Annotated in this window: 17 protein-coding genes and 1 riboswitch; of the genes, 8 read left to right on the plus strand and 9 right to left on the minus strand. The window is 58.2% G+C overall.

Translation table 11 applies throughout. The features are described from left to right. The first annotated feature begins 169 nt into the window (after positions 1 to 169). The 3 genes from ABTW55_RS19820 to ABTW55_RS19830 all read left to right on the plus strand — a co-directional run bounded on the left by ABTW55_RS19820 (position 170) and on the right by ABTW55_RS19830 (position 2320). On the plus strand, positions 170 to 472 hold the full coding sequence (locus ABTW55_RS19820) for a phage protein NinX family protein (protein ID WP_004927682.1): 303 nt from the start codon (positions 170 to 172) through the stop codon (positions 470 to 472). Between the two features lie 74 nt (positions 473 to 546). Continuing rightward, complete coding sequence (locus tag ABTW55_RS19825) at positions 547 to 783, plus strand: DUF4060 family protein (RefSeq protein ID WP_025303167.1); 237 nt, start codon at positions 547 to 549, stop codon at positions 781 to 783. A 175-nt stretch (positions 784 to 958) separates the two neighbouring features. After that, positions 959 to 2320, plus strand: coding sequence for an amino acid permease (locus ABTW55_RS19830; protein ID WP_060421412.1), 1362 nt, complete (start codon positions 959 to 961; stop codon positions 2318 to 2320). Between the two features lie 46 nt (positions 2321 to 2366). Here ABTW55_RS19830 and ABTW55_RS19835 read toward each other — a convergent pair whose 3' ends face one another. Then, entirely contained in the window at positions 2367 to 2657 is a 291-nt protein-coding gene (locus tag ABTW55_RS19835) for a hypothetical protein (protein ID WP_033647690.1), read from the minus strand. Between the two features lie 220 nt (positions 2658 to 2877). On the opposite strand from ABTW55_RS19835, the gene ABTW55_RS19840 reads away from it, so the two are divergent. From ABTW55_RS19840 to cspE, 3 genes are all read left to right on the plus strand, one after another. Next, positions 2878 to 3912, plus strand: a complete 1035-nt coding sequence (locus ABTW55_RS19840; protein WP_060421409.1) for an MBL fold metallo-hydrolase — start codon at positions 2878 to 2880, stop codon at positions 3910 to 3912. 682 nt (positions 3913 to 4594) lie between these two features. Continuing rightward, positions 4595 to 4711 carry a DUF2627 domain-containing protein gene (locus ABTW55_RS19845; RefSeq protein ID WP_002211058.1) on the plus strand — a complete coding sequence of 39 codons (117 nt, stop codon included), beginning with the start codon at positions 4595 to 4597 and terminating at the stop codon, positions 4709 to 4711. A 41-nt stretch (positions 4712 to 4752) separates the two neighbouring features. Then, on the plus strand, positions 4753 to 4962 hold the full coding sequence (gene cspE, locus ABTW55_RS19850) for a transcription antiterminator/RNA stability regulator CspE (protein ID WP_002221949.1): 210 nt from the start codon (positions 4753 to 4755) through the stop codon (positions 4960 to 4962). Between the two features lie 52 nt (positions 4963 to 5014). Here the strand turns inward: cspE and pgeF are convergent, their stop codons facing one another. Next, the gene (gene pgeF, locus ABTW55_RS19855) at positions 5015 to 5731 is read right to left on the minus strand and encodes a peptidoglycan editing factor PgeF (RefSeq protein ID WP_033634893.1); all 717 of its coding nucleotides are present in this window, start codon (positions 5729 to 5731) and stop codon (positions 5015 to 5017) included. Positions 5732 to 5893: 162 nt separating this feature from the next. Here pgeF and rlmA point away from each other — a divergent pair, with 162 nt between their 5' ends. Then, positions 5894 to 6712, plus strand: coding sequence for a 23S rRNA (guanine(745)-N(1))-methyltransferase (rlmA, locus tag ABTW55_RS19860; protein WP_060421406.1), 819 nt, complete (start codon positions 5894 to 5896; stop codon positions 6710 to 6712). Between the two features lie 64 nt (positions 6713 to 6776). Here the strand turns inward: rlmA and mntP are convergent, their stop codons facing one another. From mntP to manX, 5 genes are all read right to left on the minus strand, one after another. Beyond that, positions 6777 to 7346 carry a manganese efflux pump MntP gene (gene mntP, locus ABTW55_RS19865; protein ID WP_033647683.1) on the minus strand — a complete coding sequence of 190 codons (570 nt, stop codon included), beginning with the start codon at positions 7344 to 7346 and terminating at the stop codon, positions 6777 to 6779. Positions 7347 to 7353: 7 nt separating this feature from the next. Further along, a riboswitch (yybP-ykoY riboswitch) is annotated at positions 7354 to 7541 on the minus strand. Between the two features lie 218 nt (positions 7542 to 7759). Continuing rightward, positions 7760 to 8218: a DUF986 family protein gene (locus ABTW55_RS19870; RefSeq protein WP_033647681.1), complete on the minus strand. Its 459-nt coding sequence runs from the start codon at positions 8216 to 8218 to the stop codon at positions 7760 to 7762. 54 nt (positions 8219 to 8272) lie between these two features. Further along, positions 8273 to 9115 carry a PTS mannose transporter subunit IID gene (locus ABTW55_RS19875; RefSeq protein ID WP_033634889.1) on the minus strand — a complete coding sequence of 281 codons (843 nt, stop codon included), beginning with the start codon at positions 9113 to 9115 and terminating at the stop codon, positions 8273 to 8275. Positions 9116 to 9130: 15 nt separating this feature from the next. Further along, the gene (locus tag ABTW55_RS19880) at positions 9131 to 9931 is read right to left on the minus strand and encodes a PTS mannose/fructose/sorbose transporter subunit IIC (protein WP_033634888.1); all 801 of its coding nucleotides are present in this window, start codon (positions 9929 to 9931) and stop codon (positions 9131 to 9133) included. Positions 9932 to 9987: 56 nt separating this feature from the next. Further along, positions 9988 to 10947 (minus strand): PTS mannose transporter subunit IIAB, encoded by a 960-nt coding sequence (gene manX / locus ABTW55_RS19885; RefSeq protein WP_033654424.1) that lies wholly within the window; start codon positions 10945 to 10947, stop codon positions 9988 to 9990. Between the two features lie 563 nt (positions 10948 to 11510). Between manX and ABTW55_RS19890 the strand changes: the two genes are divergently transcribed. Beyond that, positions 11511 to 13055: a TerC family protein gene (locus tag ABTW55_RS19890; RefSeq protein ID WP_033654423.1), complete on the plus strand. Its 1545-nt coding sequence runs from the start codon at positions 11511 to 11513 to the stop codon at positions 13053 to 13055. Between the two features lie 16 nt (positions 13056 to 13071). Here the strand turns inward: ABTW55_RS19890 and ABTW55_RS19895 are convergent, their stop codons facing one another. Both ABTW55_RS19895 and sdaA read right to left on the minus strand, forming a co-directional pair. After that, on the minus strand, positions 13072 to 14658 hold the full coding sequence (locus tag ABTW55_RS19895; RefSeq protein ID WP_033634885.1) for an EAL domain-containing protein: 1587 nt from the start codon (positions 14656 to 14658) through the stop codon (positions 13072 to 13074). Between the two features lie 268 nt (positions 14659 to 14926). Then, positions 14927 to 16291 carry an L-serine ammonia-lyase gene (gene sdaA / locus ABTW55_RS19900; protein ID WP_033634884.1) on the minus strand — a complete coding sequence of 455 codons (1365 nt, stop codon included), beginning with the start codon at positions 16289 to 16291 and terminating at the stop codon, positions 14927 to 14929. Between the last annotated feature and the right edge of the window lie 351 nt (positions 16292 to 16642).

Raw genomic sequence — 16642 nt, forward strand, 5'->3', positions numbered from 1 at the left:
CATGCGTTTCCTGGGCGCAGAACAGAGAGAAAAGTGTACGCAGGCGCTCAGGAAAGATAAAGGGGGCAAAGCATTAGTAGAGATAATGTGAAAACCGGCGGCGCTGTCATAAAACTGTCGTACAGACATCGTAATGTAGCGCGAACCTTACGAAAGATGGATGAAGCCGATGATTAAATGGTACGAAGAAAGCGATGCCGAAGTGAACCGCAGCATCGCGCTGCTGACCGGAGAGAACCCGGACAAGTGGTATCCCTACGGTGGTGTGAAAGGTAAAGATTACTGCAAGAATCCCTCCGATGCCTGGCCGATCATTTGCGCCAACAAAATCAGTCTGAACCCCGATAACCAAAGCGACAGCCCGCAATGGCAGGCGCGCATGAGCACCCAGGGCGGTGAATGGCAGGCGGACAGCGCCAGCCCGCTGCGCGCGGCGATGATCTGCTTCCTGATGAGCCGACAGGCTAACTGAGTCGAACAATACCGGTGATTGGTAAGAGTTTCTCCTTTTTCTAATAACAGAGCTGTCGTTGGCGGAGGCTGTTTATGAAGCGCATTATCAAAGGTGATAAAAACTTGTCTCATCTGGTGATTGCCCATGCGGCGATCGATCGTCATGCCGAAAGCTTCGGCCAGCGCCGTCAGGGCTGGCCCTCGACCTACCTGATAAAATATCAAAACGATCGCGTGGCGGTGGAAGTGGTCACGCGTCGCCAATCCTATGTCGCCACGCTGATGATCGGCGCGCGCAACCTGACCAAACTGTGCGGTATGCCTGGCTGAACGCCACCGTTGCATGCTTTCTCACGGTTAAAAAATCGCGCTCCGGCCCGCCGTCTCGGGGCGCTTCTCCTTGATGCTCACGGGGTTAAGTGTTAAAAAGCCGCCCGCAGATACATTTATTGATTGGTGAAATCTTGGCCGACAGCGGCAAGGGTGTACGCCATATGAGGATAAGATGGGCGGTCAGCATCAGGATACTCCGCTAAAACGCGGCTTAAAAAACAGACATATACAGCTTATTGCCCTCGGGGGCGCCATCGGTACCGGTTTATTTCTCGGCATTGCGCAAACCATTAAAATGGCCGGCCCCGCCGTGCTGTTGGGTTACGCCATCGGTGGTTTTATCGCGTTTTTAATCATGCGCCAGCTGGGCGAAATGGTGGTGGAGGAGCCGGTCGCCGGATCGTTCAGCCACTTTGCCTATAAATATTGGGGCGACTTCGCCGGCTTTCTTTCCGGCTGGAACTATTGGGCGATGTTCATTCTGGTCGGCATGGCGGAACTGACCGCTGTCGGCATCTACATTCAGTACTGGTGGCCGGAGATCCCCACCTGGGCCTCCGCCGCGCTGTTTTTCGTGCTGATCAACCTGATTAACCTGGTGAACGTGCGCCTGTACGGCGAAACCGAATTCTGGTTCGCCATCATCAAAGTGGTGGCGATTGTCGGCATGATCGTGTTCGGCGCCTGGCTGTTGGTCAGCGGCAACGGCGGCCCGCAGGCCAGCATCACCAACCTGTGGCAGCAGGGCGGCTTTATGCCGCACGGCTTCTCCGGGCTGGTGATGGCGATGGCGGTGATCATGTTCTCGTTCGGCGGCCTGGAAATGGTCGGCATCACCGCGGCGGAAGCCGCCGATCCGCGCCGCAGCATTCCCAAAGCCACCAATCAGGTAGTGTACCGCATTCTGATCTTCTATATCGGCTCGCTGACCGTGCTGCTGTCGCTCTATCCGTGGGGGCAAGTGGTGGAAGGCGGCAGCCCGTTCGTGCTGATTTTCCATGCGTTGAACAGCAATCTGGTGGCGACCGTGCTCAACGTGGTGGTGCTGACCGCCGCGCTGTCGGTCTACAACAGCGGCGTTTATGCCAACAGCCGCATGTTGTTCGGGCTGGCCAGCCAGGGCAATGCGCCGCAGGCGCTGACGCGGGTTAACAAGCGCGGCGTGCCGGTGCTGTCCATTGCGCTATCGGCGTTGATTACCTCGATTGGCGTGCTGATTAACTACCTGATGCCCGGCAAGGCGTTTGAGCTGCTGATGGCGCTGGTGGTTTCAACGTTGGTGATCAACTGGGTGATGATCTGCCTGGCGCACCTGAAATTCCGCGCCGCCAAGAACCGCCAGGGCGTCATTCCCAGCTTTAAGGCGCTGTGGTACCCGTTCGGCAACTACCTGTGCCTGGCGTTCCTCAGCCTGATTCTGGTGATTATGTATTTCAGCGAAGGGATCCGCATTTCGGTGTTGCTGATGCCGGTGTGGATTGCGGTGCTGTGGTGCGGGTTTATGCTGACGCGCCGTAAAGGCACCAAGCGTTAATCGGTATGCTGCGGAGGCGTATTGCGCGCCTCCGCTTCTTTTCTCGTTAGCCGCGCGGCATAAAGGCGCGCCCCTCACTATGCCCCCGCCCCAGCAGTTTCCGACACAGCAGCAGCAGGGTGCTGATCACGTCGATGGCGACCACGCTGAGCATCAGCAGGGTCAGCATGAAGAATCCGAGCAGCGAACCGCCCAGCACCACCAGCGGGGCAGGTACGCGCAGACGGCGCAGCTTCATGGCGAAATACATTTTCCAGTATTGCTTCTGCGCCAGCAGCGCGCTGCGAATACGGCGCCCCAGGCCGATGCCTGATTTGCGGGATGTAGAACGACTCATAACTTCTCCTTTTCTGTATGCCCTACAAGTCAATCACAAAGATCTTAAGAGAGTCTTAACGGGCTCTTGGCGGCCCTGGCTGTCTCACCGGAGTGAGACAACAGCATACGGCAAAAGGTCCCGAGATGCAGCGCACGGCTGACAAAGTGCGAGCTTCATCGGGTTTGTTACACTGAAAGTCATGCCCGTGCAGGGCGCAGTGGTCGGGAGAAAAGGCAGGATGAAGAGAATCAACCGTTATTACGACGCGGCCAAGGCGCATCACACGCCGGAGGGATTTCGCAACCCGGAACCCTCGCAGCGCCAGGAGGGCGACCTGCAGCGTTGGCAGGATGAACGCAAGCGGCAGGGGCTGCCCAGGCCGCCGCAGCAGGGCTACGCGCAATTTACCGAGCGTTGGTGGCAACCCGCAGATCTCAGCGGCGGCGATGACAGCATTTGGTGGCTTGGGCATGCGTCAATGCTGCTGCGGCTGGGCGGGCGCTATATCCTGATCGACCCGGTGTTGTCCGAACGCGCATCGCCGCTGAGCTTCTACGGCCCGAAGCGCAGAACGCCGACGCCGCTGACGGTGGAGCAACTGCCGGCGGTGGATGCGGTGCTGATCTCCCATAATCATTATGATCATCTCGACAGGCGCACGGTGCGGCAGCTGGCGCGGCGCTTTCCACAGGCCGAGTTTATCGTGCCGCTCGGATTGAAGCGCTGGTTTCGCCGCTATCGGCTGAAGGTGCATGAACTGGACTGGTGGCAGAGCCTGTCGCTGGGCGAACTGACGGTCTACGCCACGCCGGCGCGGCATTGGAGCATGCGCACGCTGTGGGATCGCAATCGCTCGTTGTGGTGCGGCTGGGTGATCCACCATCCGGCGCTGCGGTTTTATTTTTCCGGCGACAGCGGCTATTCGGAACGGCTGGCGGAGATCGGTCAACGGCTGGGGCCGTTCGACGTGGCGGCGCTGCCGATTGGCGCCTATGCGCCGCGCTGGTTCATGCAGGAGCAGCATATGGATCCGCAGCAGTCGGTGACGTTGTATCGCGAGCTGAATCAGCCGCGCGCCATTCCCATCCATTGGGGGGTATTCGAATTGGCGGACGAATCGCTCGACGAGCCGCCGCAGCAGTTGAACCTGGCGCTGAGCGAGGCGGGGCTGGATCAGCATCAATTCCACCCGTTGAAGATTGGCGAGCGCATCGCGTTGCAGGACTCGCAGCAAGCGTTCTCTCTTCGCCCTGCGGTACCGGGGAAAGAATAAGATCAACGGTTTGAAAGCGTGGCGGTAATTAGCAGAATCGATAAGCACGGGTGGTGATTCAAATAACCACCCGATCTTCAAGATTTAATTCCATGCCACACTTTCGCTATTCATAAGATTATTCCGGTTATTCAGACTCGTGGCTTTCGGATTATTTAGGATGAAACAACCGGCCAGCGGGAGAGGCGTCTGGAGGTTGCATGCTTATGCAACCGTTGCCCGCGGTACCCGCTTCACTTGCGCCTTCCGACGCGATGGGGTTCTCACCCTGTGGCGGCAGGGTTGAAGACCGACGATGAATGCGCTTTCCGGCGCTAAAGGGTCGGAGGAGCATTGAATAAATTGGCCCCCGTTCATCGATATTCAAATGTTGCATATGACATTCCATAAAGATTCAAATTTTTTAACGCTATAAGCGGCAAAAAAGCGAAAGTGCCGAGAGGGAGAGGCGTCAAAACGATGAAAGTTTTGTTAAAACGCTATCAGAATGCGGGGTCTGGCGCAGTGATTTTGGCAAGCAGAAAATAGCCGATGCTTCAACATCTTTTGGGCTATTTAAGCAAATGCGGCGCTCGACCGTTTCAAATATGTGCGACATGTCGTTCAGTGATTAAAAATGGCTTGCCATCGCATACAGAGTATGTGATAACGCATCTGGGTAAAACGAGGTACAGTTCTGTATATGTGTGGCATTTTCAGTAAAGAAGTTCTGAGTAAAGACGTTAGCGTTGAATACCGCTTCTCTGCCGATCCTTATCTTAGTGCCTCAAGCAGTAACGACTCTAGTTTGTCTATGTAACGCCCACGGGCGGTTTAAACAATCCAAAGGAAATACTCAAGATGGCAAAGATCAAAGGTCAAGTTAAGTGGTTCAACGAGTCTAAAGGTTTCGGTTTCATCACCCCGGCTGACGGCAGCAAAGACGTGTTCGTACACTTCTCTGCAATCCAGGGTAACGGCTTCAAAACCCTGGCTGAAGGCCAGAACGTTGAGTTCGAAATCCAAGATGGCCAGAAAGGCCCATCTGCAGTAAACGTTACTGCTATCTAATCAGCGTCAGCTGTACAAAAAGCCCGCCTCCGCGCGGGCTTTTTCGTTTCCGTCATCCGGCGGCGATGATGATGCCGGCATACTGGTTGCGGCCTTTGATCCCCGGATGCGTCGGATCCTGCGCGCGCCGATGGCTGTTGCGGCGATAGCTGGTGTACTTGAAGCGCTGCGGCCGCTGCGGGTCGACGTCCGGCGTGCAGATGGTGCAACTGCCGGCGCGGTCAACGGCGGCGAAGCCCAGCGCCGCCAGCTTGTGTTCGGCAATCGCGGCCAGATCCAGGTGCCGATAATGCGGGCTGATCAGCGTGGCGGGCAGCGGCAGGCGCTGTTTAAAATTCTCCACCAGCGCTTCGTCGACTTCGTAGCAGCACGCGCCGGCGGCGGGGCCGATAGAGACCACCCAGTCGGCGGTGTCGCCGTCCTGGCGAATGCGCGCTGCCATCTGTTCCAGAATGCCGTCCAGCAACCCGCGCCAGCCGGCATGAACCGCGGCGATGGCGCCGCCGTCGCGGCGGCTGAACAGCACCGGCAGACAGTCCGCCGTCAGCACGCCGAGCAGAATGCCGGGCTGGCGGGTGTAGAAGCCGTCGGCTTCACCGCACGCCTGCGCCGGTTGCAGCACCTCGACGATACGGGTGCCGTGCACCTGCTTCTTTTCCGGCAGCGTGGCGCTGTAGGGCAGCAGATGCCCCGGCAGCAGCGCGAGTTTGCTGCCGAAGCCGTGCTGAATGTGGGGCACCGCATCGAGCAGCGCGGAACGATCGCTCATAAGTTATTTTCACCTGCGTGAGAAAACAGACTCACAGTGTAGCCAGCCTTTTTCCCCGCTTGACCAGGTGTTGTTGGCGGCCGCAGCGAGCGGGGATGAGCCTTGCATCGAGCCGACGCCTTCTTTAGACTAGCCGCGCCCTGTCTTTCTGGAAGCCCATTCATGTCCTATCAATGCCCCCTGTGTCATCAACCGCTGCATTTTTCATCGCAACGCTGGCGTTGCGACGGCAATCATCAGTTCGATCAAGCCAAAGAAGGCTACGTCAATCTGCTGCCGGTACAGCACAAGCGATCGAAGCAGCCGGGAGACAGCGCGGAAATGATGCAGGCGCGGCGCGCGTTTCTCGACGGCGGTTTTTATCAGCCGCTGCAACAGCAGGTGGCAGAGTGGCTGGATTTGGCGCTGGCGGCCGATGCAGGCGCGTTATTGGATATAGGCTGTGGGGAAGGGTATTACACCGCCGCCGTGGCCGCACGGCTGGCGCAGCAGCGCAATATGGCGGTTTATGGGCTGGACGTCGCCAAGGTGGCGATCCGCTACGCTGCCAAGCGTTATCCCGCGGTCTCGTTCTGCGTCGCCTCCAGCCATCGCCTGCCGTTCGCCGACGCGGCGCTGGATGCGGTGTTGCGCATCTATGCGCCCTGCAAGGCGGCGGAGCTGGCGCGAGTGGTGAAGCCGGGCGGCGTGGTGGTGACGGTTTCGCCGGGCCCGCGTCATCTGTACCAGCTGAAAGAGCAGGTGTACCAGCAGGTGCAGCTGCATGCCGAGCAGGACGAACAGTTCGACGGTTTCGAGTGCGAGCGTAAAGAGGCGCTGGCCTATACGACGGTCCTGCCGGGCGCACAGGCCGCCAACCTGCTGCAGATGACACCGTTCGCCTGGCGCGCTACGCCGGAGGTGCAGCAGCGGCTGGCGCACGGCGGCAAGTTTGAGTGCGAAACGGATTTCGTGCTGGCGTTGTACCGGCGCCGTGCTTAACAGGCGCAGTGAGCCCAGAAACAAAAAAACCTGCCGCGGCAGGTTTTTTTGTAGCGCGAGCGCCTCAGGCCAGGTAGCCAAGATGCTCCAGCAGAATGTTGACGCCGATACCGATCAGCACCACGCCGCCGAGGATCTCGGCGCGTTTGCCCAGCAGCGGGCCGATAAAGCGGCCGATCATCATGCCCAGCGTCGCCATGATCATGGTGGCGCAACCGATGGCCATGGCGGTGTGCACGATATTGACCTGCAGGAAGGCCAGGCCGACGCCGATAGCCATGGCGTCGAGGCTGGTGGCGATAGCGGTAGCCACCAAGATCCAGAAACCGTGGCGTTTGACCTTCTCTTCTTCATCGGGCTTGTTGCGCACCCCTTCGACAATCATGCGCATGCCGAGAATGAACAGCAGCGAGAAGGCGACCCAGTGATCCCATTCCATGATGTATTGGCTGGCGAACAGGCCGATGGCCCAACCGATGAGCGGGGTGATCGCTTCGACCACGCCGAAGATCAGGCCGGTGCGGATCGCTTCGCGGAAACGGGGTTGATGCAGGCTGGCGCCTTTGCCGATCGAAGCGGCGAAAGCATCCATGGACATGCCGAAAGCGAGAATGAGTGTTGCTGAAAGGTTCATGTGAAATAGCCTCGGCCGGGTGGCTCCATATACACGTAACCCACCCCCAACCAAACGACGGAGTTACGTGTCTATGGTCTCGCCAACCTTACCTGGCTGCCCGCACCACGTTTCATACGGCGAAACGAGTATGTTGATACGGGCGTTTCTGGCGTTTTATTCTCCAGAAACCGGCTACTCCCCAATGACGGCGCAACCATACCATATTATTTCCGCCACCGACAACTTTATTCTGGCGTGATGTTCGCGCTTAATTGAGACTCGTTTTCATTAATCTAATTTCATGTGGGAATATAATGTAGACGTGGGTAACAATGTTGCGGAAATAATAGTCAGAGTGAAAGTGACGCAGCCCATTAATTACCCACAGGCCGCGCAAGGTTTGAGCGGTAACAAAGCGGTTATTTATTTATCTATTGATTATCAACGAAAAATTGATAAATTTTCTCCAGGTCGTCCAGGTGTGTCACCTGAACCAACAGCCGGCGCTGTTCCAGGTCGATGGCCAGAATACCGTCCTCCGATAAATTCATGGCTTTAATGCGGTTATATTCAACAAACACATTGGCGAAGAAAAAACCCTGCGCTTTAAACACCATCTTTGGAGCGCGAATATAAGAAACATAGATAGCGAGCAGCGCCAAGGAAATAAGCAGGTAGGTGGTTAATACCGCACCATTGTCGGTGACATTGCGGTAAATCAGAATGGCGATCAGGCCGACGAAAATCAGGCTGTCGAGGCGGTGGCGGCGTTTGAGCAGCACCTTGAGGCGCGTTTTGCCTTTCAGCAGATCCATGCCGAATTCGTCATACAGCGAGTACAGCAACAGCAGGGTGATAAACAGCATCAGTACGGCGTCGGTCAGTGACATCTCTTGCTCCACACATAAAAAAGCCGGGGGTTGCCCCCCGGCCGTTTCGAACGATTACAGGCCCAGCAGGCCAATCCAATAGCCAAAGATACCGATGACGAAGAAGCCGATGATGATCCACAGCGCGTTGACTTTCTTGCGCAGCAGCCACATACAGGCGAAGGTCAGCAGCAACGGCACCAGGCCCGGCATCAATTGGTCGAGGATGGTCTGCACCGTGGTCACGTTGGTATGCCCGGTCTGGTCGGTGATCTTGGACACCACCAGCGGGATATTCACGTGCGTCCACTTGTTGACCAGCGCCCCCATGACAAACAGGCCGAGAATGGACGCCCCTTCCGTCAGTTTCTGCAGGAAGCCGCCGCCCATGTCGTTGACGATATCCACCCCTTTACGGTAACCGTAGGCCACGCCGTAGTAGCGGGTCAACAGGCGCACCAGGTTGAACAGCACGAAGAACAGGATTGGCCCGAGCAGGCTGCCGCTCATGGCGATGCCGGCGCCGAGCGCGGCGAACACCGGCCGCACGGTGCCCCAGAAAATCGGGTCACCGACGCCCGCCAACGGCCCCATCAGACCGACCTTGATGCCGTTGATCGCGCCGTCGTCGATCGGCGCGCCGTTCGCGCGTTGCTCTTCCATCGCCATGGTTACGCCGAGCACCGGCGCCGCCACGTAAGGGTGGGTGTTGAAGAACTCGAGGTGGCGCTTGATCGCCTGTTTGCGATCGTCATTGTTTTCCGGATACAGGCGACGGATCACCGGCACCATCGAGAAGCAAAAACCCAGCGCCTGCATGCGTTCGAAGTTCCACGAACCCTGGAACAGGTTCGAGCGCAGGAATACGCCGCGAATATCGGCCGGCGTGAGTTTCTTTTGAGCAGTTGTATCAACCATTTCTCTCACCTATTCCTAGTCGAGTTCGTTATCGAGATCGTTCGCGTTAGCCGGGCCGGCCTGGACAACCTGAGACTTGTTGTATTTCGGGCTGAGCTGGATATACAGCACGGCCATCACCACGCCGATGACGCCGAGCGCCACCAGGTTGAAGTTGGTGAAGGCGGCGGTCACGAAACCCAGGTAGAAGAACGGCATCAGGTAGCCGGCGCGCATCATGTTAATCACCATCGCGTAACCGACCACCACGATCATGCCGCCGGCGATGTTCAGGCCGCTGGTGACCACTTCCGGGATCGAGTTGAGCAGGGCGTGTACCCCGGCGGTGCCGACCGAGATGGCGACGATGACCGCCGGGATGGCGATACGCATCGCCTGCAGCAGCAGGGCGCCGATGTGGATCCAGGTGATGGCCCGCAGGCTGCCGCGCTCCGCCGCGCTGTCCGCCGCGTGCTGGAAGGCCACGGTGAGGGTGCGCACGATGATGGTCAACACCTGGCCGGCCGCCGCCAGCGGAATGGCCAGGGCGATACCGGCGCCGACGCTTTGCCCGCCGGCGATGACCAGAATGGTCGAGATGATGGACGCCAGGGCGGCATCCGGCGCGACCGCCGCGCCGATGTTCATCCAGCCCAGGGCGATCATTTCCAGCGTACCGCCGATAATGATGCCGGTTTTCATATCGCCGAGAATGAAGCCGATCAGGGTACAGGCGACCAGCGGACGGTGGAACTGAAACTCGTCGAGGACGGAACCCATCCCGGCGATACAGGCAACGATAAATATCAGCACAATCTGAAGAGTGGTGATCTCCATTGCACTTCTCCTATGACCAAAAAAGCTCTGAGTAAAATAATCAGCGGCTGGCGCCACTAATTGAGTTTGTTAATCAGGTCCATCATTTTTAGCCGGCTGTCGGACGAGACCTTGCGCACCTCCAGCTCGATACCGCGATCGTTCAGTTTCTTAAACGCTTCGATATCTTTTTCATCGACGGAAACGGCGTTGTTCACCTGGGTTTTCCCCTGACGGAACGCCATGCCGCCGATATTGACGGATTGAATATCCACGCCGCCCTCCACCAGACGCAAGACGTCGGTCGGGTTGGTAAACAACAGCATCACGCGGTCGTTGGCGTATTTCGGGTTGTTCCAGACGCGGATGGCCTTCGCCACGTCCACCACGTGGGCGGTGACGCCCGGCGGGGCGACCTGGGTCAGCAGGGTTTTGCGCACATGGTCGGCGGCGACTTCATCGCTGACGACGATAATGCGGCTGACGTTGGTCTCTTTGGTCCAGCGGGTAGCGACCTGGCCGTGAATCAAGCGGTCATCGATGCGCGCCAGGCCGATTTTCATGTGGTCATTCGGCCCCAGCGGCGCCTGAGGGGCAGCGGCTTTGGCGACGGGTGCTGCGGGTTTTGCGGGTTCTTCCTGCGGTTTTTTCAGCGCTTTCACGCCTTCACGGCCGGTTTCCAACGCCAGCGCCACCAGTTCATCGAAGGCGGGGTTGTCGTCCCGCGCCATGAAGGTTTCCACCAGCATCGGAATGTTGACCCCGGTGACGACCTCATAGTTTTCCTTGTCGACCGCAATGCGGCTGGCGGCGTTGAACGGGCTGCCGCCCCAGGTATCCACCAGGAACAGCACGCCGCCGCTGGTATCCAACCCACTGATTTTCTCGTTGTACTTGACGATTAACGTCTCGGCATTCTCACCGGGAACGAAGTCTATAAAGGCGACGTTGTCCTGCTCGCCCAATAGCATCTCCGCCGTTTTCAGCAGTTGTTCCGCTGCAGCCCCGTGTGTGCCGATGATAATAGCTATTGCCACTCGCTACCTCCTCGTTGAACTCCAGGCGCGGTTTGTGTCGTTTCTCCGCGCCGTCTTGGCAGTCACTTCCGCGGTTCAGATACATTATGGTAGAAAAAAAGAAACGCACGCCTAACATTTCTCACGCAGTTTCAAATGCCTGTGCGCAATACTTCACGAACGCGACATTTATTTTAGTGAGTGAAAAAATATTTTTTGTGACGCTGCTCCGCTATTGAATGCTCGGAGAAATCTTAGCTGTCGCAGATGACATGGCGGGGACGTCACCCTAAACCGCCGTTGAAAAAGCCGCTTTGTCCCCCAGAAAAATCCTGATACAGTAATTCCTTCTTTCATTACTAAGGAGTGAAGGGCCTCAGCCCTCCCTATGGACTGTCACCGAAGTTACTGTTTTTCCAGGTTTCACCCGCCACCCGCTGGCGTTGCATATGCTGTTCGGCCCTTCGGCCATCTCCCGGCAATCCCATCCCGTCACCTTGCTATTGTCGACTGCACCCATGCAGCGGCGGCATCGTCACGTCTGAGCGGCGTGCGCTCATTCCCACTTTTCTCTGGAGTCTGATATGGAATTTTTAATGGACCCCTCTATTTGGGCGGGGTTGCTGACGCTGGTGGTGCTGGAAATCGTGCTGGGCATCGACAACCTGGTGTTCATCGCCATTTTGGCCGACAAGCTGCCGCCGAAGCAGCGCGATAAGGCGCGCATTATCGGCCTGTCGCTGGCATTGCTGATGCGTTTGGGCCTGCTGTCGGTGATCTCCTGGATGGTAACCCTGACCACGCCGCTGTTCAGCGTCGGCGATTTCAGCTTCTCCGGCCGCGATTTGATCCTGCTGTTCGGCGGGGTATTCCTGCTGTTCAAGGCCACCATGGAGCTGCATGAACGGCTGGAAGGGCAGACGCATCAAGACGGCGCTAACCGCGGTTACGCCAAGTTCTGGGCGGTGGTGGTGCAAATCGTGATCCTCGACGCGGTATTTTCGCTTGATGCGGTGATTACCGCCGTGGGCATGGTGAACGATCTGCCGGTGATGATGGCGGCGGTGGTGATCGCGATGGCGGTGATGCTGTTGGCGTCGAAGCCGTTGACCAACTTCGTCAACGCGCACCCGACCATCGTGGTGCTGTGCCTGAGCTTCCTGTTGATGATCGGCCTGAGCCTGATCGCCGAAGGCTTCGGCTTGCATATTCCTAAAGGCTACCTGTATGCCGCTATTGGCTTCTCGATCCTGATTGAATTGTTCAACCAGATCGCGCGCCGCAACTTTATCAAGCATCAAGCGCGTCGCCCGATGCGCGAGCGCACCGCGGAAGCGATCATGCGCCTGATGGGGCAGCAGCGTGCGCAGCAGACGGACGATGCGGTCACCTTGCCGAGGGATGAAACCTTTGCGGCGGAAGAGCGCTATATGATCAGCGGCGTGTTGACGCTGGCCTCGCGTTCATTGCGCAGCGTGATGACGCCGCGCACTGACATTTCCTGGGTCGACTGCGAGCGCTCCCGCGAGGAGGTGCGCGCACAGCTGCTGGATACGCCACACAGCCTGTTCCCGGTGTGCCGCGATTCGGTGGATGAGATCGTCGGCGTGGTACGCGCCAAGGATCTGCTGGTGGCGCTGGAGCAAGGGGAAGATATCGCCGAGTTCGCCGCCCGCACGCCGCCGATCGTGGTGCCGGAAACCATGGACGTCATCAAGCTGCTGGCGGTGCTGCGCCGCGCCAAAGGGCGTCTGGTGGTGGTCACCAATGAGTTCGGCGTGGTGCAGGGGCTGGTGACGCCGCTGGACGTGCTGGAAGCGATTGCCGGTGAATTCCCGGACGAGGACGAAACGCCGGACATCGTGGCGGAAGGCGACGGCTGGCTGGTGAAGGGCGGAACCGATCTGCACTCGCTGGAACAGGCGCTGGCCTGCGATGACCTGGTCAGCCCCACCGCCGACTACGCCACCTTGGCGGGGCTGCTGTTGGCTCACTACGGGCAGATGCCGGTGGCGGGAGATAGCATTGAGCTCAACCACCTGCGGTTCGATATCGTTGAGGTGTCCGAATACCGTATCGAACTGGTGCGCGTTACCCGCGTCGTCCTGGACGAGACGGCGCACGCGTAACCCTCCCGCCGGGGGCTCAGGCCTCCGGCGGATCCTCTTCCGCTTTCCTGACGCGCGATTCGTACTGTTGCAACCACAGTGGGAAAACGTGGATCGGCATCGGCTTGGCGAAATAATATCCCTGCAGGGCATTGACCTCTCGTGAGCGCAGATAGTCGGCCTGTTCCTCCGTTTCCACCCCCTCTGCCACCAGTTTCAGCTTCAGGCGCTGCGCCAGCGTAATGATGGTGTCGGTCACCGTGGCGTTGACCGCGTCGGTGCCGATGGCGGCGGTAAACCCGCGATCGATCTTCAAGACGTCCGGGCTGAGGTTCTTCAGGTAGCTCAGCGAGCTGTGGCCGGTGCCGAAATCGTCGATGGCCAGCATGATCCCCATGTCTTTCAGCGTGCGGATCTGGTCATACTGAATTGCCGACAGCGCGGTGCGTTCGGTCAGCTCCAGCATCAATGAGGGCATCGGGTGCGCCGGCAGCCAAATCTGGCGAATATCGTCGATGATATTGAGCGTTTTAAAATGCTCGGCGGCGACGTTGATGCTGATGTAGAACGACGGCCGGGGCGGGAACAGCTGCAGATTTTCCGTCACGGTGCTCATCAGGTAGCGGGTGAGCGGAATGATCAGCTCATGCTGCTCGGCCAGCGGAATAAACACGTCGGGCGAGATCCACCCTTGCCGTTTCTTTTTCCAACGCAGCAGCATCTCGACGCCGGCGCAGCGCCCGGTATCGCTGTGGATGATCGGCTGGCAGTAGACGCGGAACTCGCGATGGGTGATGGCATGGCCGATGTGATAAGACAGGCTCATGCGGTTGGCGGTGAGCAGATAGACCACATAGGCGGCCAACAGGCTGATCAGCAGCGCCAGCGGAATATGGCGCGGCAGGGCGGAAAGCGCCAGCATGCCGATCTGCGGGCCGAACAGCGAAATCGAGAACGGATACAGCGCGGAGCCAGCGGTGTAGCGCAGATCGTTGGTCAGGGTATCGCGGCTCAGGATTTCGCGGCGGCCGTATTCCAGGCTGCTGTCGGCCACGTTCAGCACCACGCGCTGAACGTAAGGCTCCTGCGGCTCGAGTAAAAAGTTGGACAGCAGCTCGATATTGAATACGTGCAGCACGCCGCTGGTTTTATCGCGGGGCGATGGCGTCCACAGCACCAGCGTGGGCAGACCTTTGCTCACCGCCAGCGAGGGGCGCAGCGCCAGCCTGGCGTCGCTGTTGACGAAAGTAGGCATCACCGCGGCCAGCTGATAATGACGGGCGCCAAATAGGCTGGAGCAATAAATAATGCCGTTCTTCACCAGCAACATGGCGCGCAGCGCCTGATTTTGCGCGGCGCGAAAGCGCAGGGTAGATGACACGTTCTCGCAGGGCTGGTTCAGCATGTCCATGCTGCGTTCCGCCTGCAGCTGCGCCGGCGTCAGCAACTGGTTGAGCTTGCCGACGGTGCGGGTGGCCAACGTGTGTTGGCTCAACTCGATGCTTTTGACCTCTTGATAGTAACGGGTATACAGCGATACCAACAGAATAGCCGCGCCCACCGCTCCGGCCAGCAGCCAACGGTAGTAACGATATCGGGACGCGGCGAGGTGGGTCATCAACATCCGGTAAATCCTTGTTCGGTAATCCAGCTCCGAGTCACAGTCAGGCCATTGATCCTTAAGTTGCGCTCGGCTAATTCTAGCCTGAGGTTATACAAGATTGATGGTAACTCAGTAAATTATTTCAGTTTGGTAAAACAGAAGGCCAATTTGCAGGCTAACCGCCGGATCGATGAGAAAAATGCAGGATATTTTTTTTGTGACATTGTCACTAAAACGTTCAATGAATTGATTACCCATAAAAAACCCCGCCGGGCGGCGGGGTTATCTGTCAGTCGCATTGCACCTTGATTGCCAGGCCGCCGCGTGACGTTTCGCGGTACTTGGCGTTCATGTCTTTGCCGGTTTCGTACATGGTCTCGATCACCTTATCCAGCGAAACGCGCGGCTCGCTGGTGCGGCGCAGGGCCATGCGGGCGGCGTTGATCGCCTTGACCGAGGCGATGGCGTTGCGCTCGATGCACGGCACTTGCACCTGGCCGGCGACCGGGTCACAGGTCAACCCCAGGTTGTGTTCCATGCCGATCTCCGCCGCCACGCACACCTGTTCAGGGCTGCCGCCCAGCAGTTCGGCCAGGCCGGCCGCCGCCATGGAGCAGGCTACGCCGACTTCACCCTGGCAGCCGACTTCGGCGCCGGAAATGGAGGCGTTCATCTTGTACAACGCGCCGATGGCGCCCGCCGCCATAAAGTAGCGGATGTAGATATCCGGGCTGACGGACTCGATGAAGTGATCGTAGTAAGCCAGTACCGCAGGCACGATGCCGCAGGCGCCGTTGGTCGGCGCGGTGACCACGCGGCCGCCGGCGGCGTTTTCTTCGTTAACCGCCAGCGCGAACATGTTGACCCAGTCGATCACGTTCATCGGATCGCTGGACAGTTTGTCCGACGCCACCAGCATGCGGCGCAGCGCGGAGGCACGGCGCGGCACGCGCAGCGGCCCCGGCAGCACGCCTTCGGTGTTCAGACCGCGATCGATACAGGCGCGCATGGTTTGCCAGACGTTGCCGAAGTAGGTCTCGATCTCTTGCTTGCTGTGCAGCGCCAGTTCGTTCTGCATCACCATGCCGGACAGCGACAGCCCGGTCTCGCGGCAGTGATCGAGCATTTCGCGCGCGGAGTTGAACGGATAGGGCATTTGCAGCTCTTGCTCGGCGTCCTTACCGAAGTTCTCCTCGTCGACGATGAAACCGCCGCCGATAGAGTAATAGGTCTTGCTGTACACTTCTTTATCGCCGGCGAAGGCGTGGATCTGCATGCCGTTTTCATGCAGCGGCAGGTTGTCGCTGCGGAAGACCATGCCGCCGTCGCGCGGGAAATCGACTTCATGCAGGCCGTTGGCCAGCATCAGGCGTTGACGTTGTTCTACATCGCGAATAAAACCCGGAATGCTATCGATATCGACGGTGTCCGGCATGTTGCCGGCCAGGCCGAGAATGATGGCGATATCGGTATGGTGACCTTTGCCGGTCAATGAGAGTGAGCCGTAAACGTCTACGGCAACACGCGTGATAGAAGGCATCAGGCCTTTATTTACCAGATCGTCGACAAACTGTTTGCCGGCTTTCATCGGTCCAACCGTATGAGAGCTGGACGGGCCGATGCCGATCTTAAACATGTCGAAAACGCTAATCACGCTAAAACTCCTTAAAGAGACGTATTGTTATGGCTGCGGCGGTTAAAAACCGCGCAGGGAACAGCGATATTGTAAAAGGGCCGTGCGGGTTCGGCTGCCTTTTTCGCATGAAATTAAATAATCCGTGGTGTCGCTTTTTTTCCTGATTACCCGGGGCGAACCCTTAAGCGGGGTATCCGCTTTCGCCCAAGCTCCATTAGCGGTAATCGCGCCAGCCTTCCGTGCTGAACGCCGCCGGCTTAATCCCTGTTTCTACAGTGGTTTATCTCGGACGGTGGTATTTTACAGGTATTTCGTAAGGTTTAAGAGAGGGTTTACAGTTTTTTTAAAACCATTCAACCGGAACGGTAG

Source organism: Serratia sp. SM04, from assembly GCF_040280225.1.
Classification (GTDB): domain Bacteria; phylum Pseudomonadota; class Gammaproteobacteria; order Enterobacterales; family Enterobacteriaceae; genus Serratia; species Serratia sarumanii.